The following is a 5,931-nucleotide window of genomic DNA, read 5'->3' as shown; positions in this document are numbered from 1 at the left end:
GGATTTGGCCGACGATGATCAGCGGATGCGTCGCCTTCTTCAGCGTCTGGAAGAACTTGCCGTTGCCGTCGGCCAAATCCTTCAGCGAATCCGGTCCGGCGCCCAGCTGTTCGTAGTCGTAGCGGGTATCGCCGACATCGCCGATGACGGCGACCGGCAGGTTGCCGATCCGCCAGCGCTTGCGGATCCGGGCGTTGAGCACCGAGGCTTCATAGCGCGGGTTGGCGCCGATGATCAGCACCGCGTCGGCCTGTTCGATGCCTTCGATGGTCGGGTTGAAGATATAGCTCGCCCGGCCGAGCGCCGGGTCGAGTGCGGCGCCGTCCTGGCGGCAATCGGTATTCTTCGAGCCGAGCGAAGCCATCAGCAGCTTGAGCGCATAGGTTTCCTCGATGGCGGCGAGATCGCCCGCGATAGCGCCGATCTTTTCGGGCGCCGTCTTCGATACCGCGTCCTTGATCGCGGCGAAGGCCTCGGCCCAGCTGGCGGCAACCAACCTGCCGTCCTTGCGCACATAGGGGCGGTCGAGACGCTGCGTGCGCAGGCCGTCCCAGATAAATCGGGTTTTGTCGGAGATCCACTCCTCGTTCACCGCCTCGTTGACGCGCGGCAGGATGCGCATCACTTCGCGGCCCCGGCTATCGACACGGATCGCCGAGCCGACCGCATCCATCACATCGATGGATTCGGTCTTGGTCAGCTCCCACGGCCGCGCCTGGAAGGCGAATGGCTTCGAGGTCAGCGCGCCGACCGGGCAAAGGTCGATGACATTGCCCTGCAGCTCCGACGTCATCGCCTGTTCGAGATAGGTGGTGATCTCGGCATCCTCGCCGCGGCCGATCAGGCCCAGTTCGGAAATGCCGGCGACTTCGGTGGTGAAGCGGACGCAGCGCGTGCAGTGGATGCAGCGGTTCATCACCGTCTTGACCAGCGGTCCGATGTATTTGTCTTCGACCGCGCGCTTGTTCTCGTGATAGCGCGAGGAATCGACGCCGAACGCCATCGCCTGGTCCTGCAGGTCGCATTCGCCGCCCTGGTCGCAGATCGGGCAATCCAGCGGATGATTGATCAGCAGGAACTCCATCACGCCTTCCCTGGCCTTCTTGACCATCGGCGTGTTGGTGAAGATTTCCGGCGCCTCGCCATTCGGGCCGGGACGCAGGTCGCGCACGTTCATGGCGCAGGATGCCTGCGGCTTGGGCGGCCCGCCCTTCACCTCGATCAGGCACATGCGGCAATTGCCGGCGATCGAGAGCCGCTCATGGAAGCAGAAGCGCGGCACTTCCGCGCCAGCGTCTTCCGCCGCCTGCAGCAGCGTGTAGTGGTCGGGTACAGTGATCTCTTTCCCGTCGACCTTGAGCTTTGCCATTCGCCTCAAACCCCTGCGGAGTTCCCGCAATCTCTTTTTCCGGACGCGGTCGAGACCACGTCGGGCACTTCATTCACTTCTTGACGGCGAGCGCCGCCGCTTGGGTTTTCCAATCGTCGCGGCCGATGCGGCCGCCGAGCGACAGATAATCCTCGACCCAGGCAACCTCTTGCGGCGTCCATGCCGCGATCTGGGCATAGGTCCAGATACCGAGGCCGTTGAGAACCTTTTCCAGCTTCGGCCCGATGCCCGAGATGGCCTTGAGATCTGCCGGAATGGCCGGCTTCTCCATGGCGTTCGGCTGCCTGAAATCCTCGGGCATCAGCGCATCGCGGGCGCCCGGAGCCGCATTTGCGGCCGGCACGGCAGTGGCGGCTTCCTTGGCGGCAATATCGGTGACCTCCCGGGCGAAGGACTGCGCCTCCGCGATCATGGTTTTCGCCGTCGCCCGCGCCTTGGTGGAGGAAGGACTTGGATCTTCGAACTGCGCGACGCGCGCCTCGAAATCATCGACGATCGGCTGCAGCAGCCGCTGCGAGGCTTCTGCCGCGCCTGAAAGCGCGCCCAGCCAGACGCCGAAAGCATGATTGGCGAGCCCGAGGCCAAGCGCCGACATCGCCGCCGCACCCGCCACAGGATGCACGAAAAGGTTGACGGCGCTGGCCATCTCCTTCGGCATCATCCTGGTCAAGTCCTGGTTCATCTTCTCGATCTGGTCCAAATTGGGCATCAGCGGGTTCGAATACGGCGCCATAGAGTTCTCCTGGTCGTTTCTTCGTTCGCCCCGCCCTTCGCTGCGGACTTCCGCCCGCGTAAACATTCTTCTATTCCGCCGCCACCATCACAGGCTCGGCCCGGTGCGCATTGCGCGAAAACTCGTCGATGCGCCGCTCCACTTCGCCGCGGAAATGCCGCATCAGTCCCTGGATCGGCCATGCCGCCGCGTCGCCAAGCGCGCAGATCGTATGGCCCTCGATCTGCTTGGTGACGTCGAGCAGCATATCGATCTCGCGCTTCTGCGCCTCGCCGCGCACCAGCCGTTCCATCACCCGCCACATCCAGCCGGTGCCTTCGCGGCATGGCGTGCACTGGCCGCAGCTCTCGTGCTTGTAGAAATAGGAAAGCCGCGCGATCGCCTTCACGACATCGGTCGACTTGTCCATGACGATGACAGCCGCGGTTCCAAGGCCGGATTTGAGGTCGCGCAGCGCGTCGAAATCCATCGGCGTGTCGATGATCTGCTCGGCCGGTACCAGCGGCACAGAGGCGCCGCCCGGTATGACCGCCAAAAGATTGTCCCAGCCGCCGCGAATGCCGCCGCAATGCGTCTCGATGAGCTCGCGGAACGGAATCGACATCGCCTCTTCGACCGTGCACGGATTGTTGACGTGGCCGGAGATGCAAAACAGCTTGGTGCCGACATTGTTGGGCCGGCCGAAGGACGAGAACCAGGCCGCACCGCGGCGCAGGATGGTCGGCGCGACCGCGATCGATTCGACATTGTTGACCGTGGTCGGGCAGCCATAGAGGCCGACATTGGCCGGGAATGGCGGCTTCAGCCGCGGCTGGCCCTTCTTGCCTTCGAGGCTTTCGAGGAGTGCAGTCTCCTCGCCGCAGATATAGGCGCCGGCGCCGTGGTGCATGTAGATGTCGAAATCATAGCCGGAGGTGTTGTTCTTGCCGATCAGCTTGGCCTCATAGGCTTCCTCGATCGCGCGCTGCAGCGCCTCGCGCTCGCGGATGAACTCGCCGCGCACATAGATGTAGGCGGCAATCGCGCCCATGGCGAAACCGGCAAGCAGCGCGCCCTCGACCAGCGTGTGCGGGTCGTTGCGCAGGATGTCGCGGTCCTTGCAGGTGCCGGGCTCGGATTCGTCGGCATTGATGACGAGATAGCTCGGCCGGCCATCGCTCTGCTTGGGCATGAATGACCATTTGAGGCCCGTCGCGAAGCCGGCGCCGCCGCGGCCGCGCAGGCCCGACGCCTTCATCTCGTTGACGATCCACTCGCGGCCCTTGGCAACGATGCCGGGCGTGTTGTCCCAGGCGCCGCGCGCCATCGCGCCGGCCAACGACTTGTCAAACAGGCCGTAGATATTGGTGAAGATGCGGTCTTTGTCCTGAAGCATTTTTCGTCCCTCAGACCGGCTTCTTGCCGAAGACGCGGATGTATTCGGCGACGCCACCCTTGGCGAGCGCCTTGGCCTGCTTGACCCAGTCGTCGCGATCGATGCGGCCCTGGAAAGAGAGATAGCCATCCACCCACTCGCGTTCGGCCTTCTTCCACGACGCGACCTGCGCGAAGGTGAAAATGCCGAGCGTATGCAGGATGCCCTCGATCTTGGGGCCGACGCCGGAGATCAGCTTCAGGTCGTCGACCTGTGCCGGTTTATCGATGCCGGCTGGACGGTTTTTGTCCCCGAGCGACGGTTTGACCGTCTTGGCGGCCGGTACCTTGACCTCCGGCGCCTTGAAGGCGGATGCCGGCTCGGCCTTGATTATCGGGCCGCTGCGCTGCTTGGAAACCTGCTCGACCTTGGAGTCCGCCTTGTTGGCGTTGGCGGCCGAATGCAGCGGCGCGGCAACGCTCGCCGCCTTTTCAACCGCCGGCGCGACCTTGGTTTTTGAAGGCGTCTTCAATGCCGGGCTGGTTTCAGGGGTGTCGGTCTTCGGCTTGCTGGTGTTGGACGGTGCGACAGGGGCCGCGGCCGGCCCCGGCACAGGCGCCGCGATGATCGCGTCGGGCGCCGCCCTGGCGGCCTTGGCGGCCTCCCTGGCCTCCCTTTCGCGGGTCGACTTGAGGATCGCCTTTTCGCTCTTCAGCGTGGTGAGGCCGGAGGCCGGCTCGGAGCCGGTGCGGCCGTTCTGCGGCCCCGGTTCCACCGAAGCACCCTTGCCGGCGTCATAGAGATCGATGATTTCAGCCAGGCGTTCCGGCGTCAGATCCTCGAACGTGTCCTTGAAGATCATGACCATCGGCGCGTTGACGCAGGCGCCAAGGCATTCGACCTCTTCCCAGGACAAGGTGCCCTTGTCGTTGGCGTGGAACTGGTCGTGATGGATTTTGGAGCGGCAGACATCCATAAGCGCTTCCGAACCGCGCAGCATGCAGGGCGTGGTGCCGCAGACCTGGATATGCGCACGCGTGCCGACCGGATTCAACTGGTACTGCGTGTAGAAGGTCGCGACTTCGAGCCCGCGGATACGCGGCATGCCGAGCATGTCGGAAATCGTCTCGATGGCCGCCTTCGTCACCCAGCCTTCCTGCTCCTGCGCTATCATCAGCAAGGGAATGATGGCCGACTGCTCACGGCCCTTCGGGTACTTCTTGATCCATTGCTTCGCCGCAGCCGCGTTCGCCCGGTTGAAGGCGAAGGATGCTGGCTGGACGCTGGCTTCTGCGAGACGGCGGACTGACATTTAGCGATCGACCTCACCAAACACGATGTCGAGGGAGCCGAGAACGGCGGTGACGTCGGCCAGCATGTGGCCGCGGCAGAGGAAATCCATCGCCTGCAGATGCGCGAAACCCGGCGCGCGCAGCTTGCAGCGGTAGGGCTTGTTGGAGCCGTCGGAAACCAGATAGACGCCGAATTCGCCCTTCGGCGCCTCGACCGCGGCGTAAACCTCGCCGGCCGGCACGCGATAACCCTCGGTGTAGAGCTTGAAGTGATGGATCAGCGCTTCCATCGAGCGCTTCATCGCCTGGCGCTTGGGCGGCACCACCTTGCCGTCGAGGTTCGACACCGGCCCGGTGCTTTCCTTGCCGAGCAGGAGATCGACGCACTGGCGCATGATCTTCGCAGACTGGCGCATTTCTTCCATGCGCACGAGGTACCGGTCGAAGCAGTCGCCGTTCTTGCCGATCGGAATGTCGAAATCCATTTCCGAATAGCATTCATAGGGTTGCGACTTGCGCAGGTCCCAGGGAGCACCCGAACCGCGCACCATCACGCCCGAAAAACCCCAGGCCCAGGCATCGGCCAGCGAGACGATGCCGATGTCGACATTGCGCTGCTTGAAGATGCGGTTGCCGGTCAGCAGCTGATCGAGGTCGTCGATCGACTTCAGGAACGGGTCGATCCACTTGCCGATGTCCTCGACCAGTTTCTGCGGCAGGTCCTGGTGGACGCCGCCGGGACGGAAATAGGCGGCATGCATGCGCGAACCCGAGGCGCGCTCATAGAACACCATCAGCTTTTCGCGCTCGACGAAGCCCCATAGCGGCGGCGTCAGTGCGCCGACGTCCATCGCCTGCGTCGTCACATTGAGGATGTGCGACATGATGCGGCCGATTTCGCAGTAGAGAACGCGGATCAGCTGGCCGCGCTTCGGCACTTCGATGCCGAGCAGGCGCTCGGCGGCGAGCGCGAAGGCGTGCTCCTGGTTCATCGGCGCGCAATAGTCGAGCCGGTCGAGATAGGGAATCGCCTGCAGGTAGGTTTTGGCCTCGATCAGCTTTTCGGTGCCGCGATGCAAGAGCCCGATATGCGGATCGACGCGATCGACGACTTCGCCGTCCAGCTCCAGCACAAGGCGCAAAACGCCGTGCGCCGCAGGGT

5 protein-coding genes are annotated in these 5,931 nt (G+C 63.9%); all 5 read right to left on the bottom strand.

Annotation, left to right across the window (positions count from 1 at the left end):
- Positions 1-1,369, bottom strand: a 1,369-nt coding sequence (gene nuoG / locus EN749_RS28870) for an NADH-quinone oxidoreductase subunit NuoG (protein ID WP_128364427.1), incomplete at its 3' end; no start/stop codon positions are given.
- 73 nt (positions 1,370-1,442) lie between these two features.
- The gene (locus tag EN749_RS28865) at positions 1,443-2,123 is read right to left on the bottom strand and encodes an NADH-ubiquinone dehydrogenase (protein WP_128289026.1); all 681 of its coding nucleotides are present in this window, start codon (positions 2,121-2,123) and stop codon (positions 1,443-1,445) included.
- Between the two features lie 70 nt (positions 2,124-2,193).
- Positions 2,194-3,498 carry an NADH-quinone oxidoreductase subunit NuoF gene (gene nuoF / locus EN749_RS28860; RefSeq protein WP_128364426.1) on the bottom strand — a complete coding sequence of 435 codons (1,305 nt, stop codon included), beginning with the start codon at positions 3,496-3,498 and terminating at the stop codon, positions 2,194-2,196.
- Positions 3,499-3,508: 10 nt separating this feature from the next.
- Positions 3,509-4,789, bottom strand: coding sequence for an NADH-quinone oxidoreductase subunit E (locus tag EN749_RS28855; RefSeq protein ID WP_128364425.1), 1,281 nt, complete (start codon positions 4,787-4,789; stop codon positions 3,509-3,511).
- A partial coding sequence (locus tag EN749_RS28850; protein ID WP_128364424.1) for an NADH-quinone oxidoreductase subunit D occupies positions 4,790-5,931 on the bottom strand: 1,142 nt, incomplete at its 5' end.

Source organism: Mesorhizobium sp. M7A.F.Ca.ET.027.02.1.1 (assembly GCF_004022985.1).
Classification (GTDB): domain Bacteria; phylum Pseudomonadota; class Alphaproteobacteria; order Rhizobiales; family Rhizobiaceae; genus Mesorhizobium.
The sequence above is the reverse complement of the archived record's forward strand: the minus strand, read 5'-3'. Positions and strand labels throughout refer to the sequence as shown.

Excerpts from the sequence above, each read along its gene's own strand:
- EN749_RS28865 (WP_128289026.1), bottom strand. The coding sequence starts at position 2,123 with ATGGCGCCGTATTCGAACCCGCTGATGCCCAATTTGGACCAGATCGAG.
- nuoF (WP_128364426.1), bottom strand. The coding sequence starts at position 3,498 with ATGCTTCAGGACAAAGACCGCATCTTCACCAATATCTACGGCCTGTTT.
- EN749_RS28855 (WP_128364425.1), bottom strand. The coding sequence starts at position 4,789 with ATGTCAGTCCGCCGTCTCGCAGAAGCCAGCGTCCAGCCAGCATCCTTC.